1 protein-coding gene is annotated in these 567 nt (G+C 76.2%); it reads left to right on the top strand.

The annotated features are described in order from the left end of the window. The coding region (locus tag ACIGDI_RS39625; RefSeq protein ID WP_399907384.1) for a tetratricopeptide repeat protein at positions 1-567 on the top strand (567 nt) is incomplete at both ends.

The following is a 567-nucleotide window of genomic DNA, read 5'->3' as shown; positions in this document are numbered from 1 at the left end:
GGTGTATCGCCGGGCCACGGACGCCGGCCACGCCAGCGCCGCGTTCAACCTCGGCATCCTGCTCGCCGGTGCGGGGCGGAGTGCGGAGGCGGAAGAGGCGTATCGCCGGGCCATGGACGGCGGCCACACCGACGCCCCGGTCGGCCTCGGCGACCTGCTCGCCGATGCGGGGCGGAGTGCGGAGGCCGAGCAGCTGTATCGCCGGGCCATGGACGCCGGCCACGCCAGCGCCGCGTACAACCTCGGCATCCTGCTCGCCGGTGCGGGGCGGAGTGCGGAGGCGGAAGAGGCGTATCGCCGGGCCATGGACGGCGGGCACGCCAGCGCCGCGGTCGGCCTCGGCGTCCTGCTCGCGCGGTCCGGGCGGGAGCAGGAGGCGGAGGAGGTGTATCGCCGGGCCATGGACGCCGGCCACGCCAGCGCCGCGTTCAACCTCGGCAACCTGCTCGCTCGGGGCGGCCGGAGTGCGGAGGCGGAGGAGGTGTATCGCCGGGCCATGGACGCCGGCCACGCCAGCGCCGCGTTCAACCTCGGCAACCTGCTCGCTCGGGGCGGCCGGAGTGCGGA

The organism is Streptomyces sp. NPDC085900 (assembly GCF_044540925.1).
Taxonomy (GTDB): domain Bacteria; phylum Actinomycetota; class Actinomycetes; order Streptomycetales; family Streptomycetaceae; genus Streptomyces; species Streptomyces gilvifuscus.
This window is presented reverse-complemented; position numbering and strand designations above follow the sequence as displayed.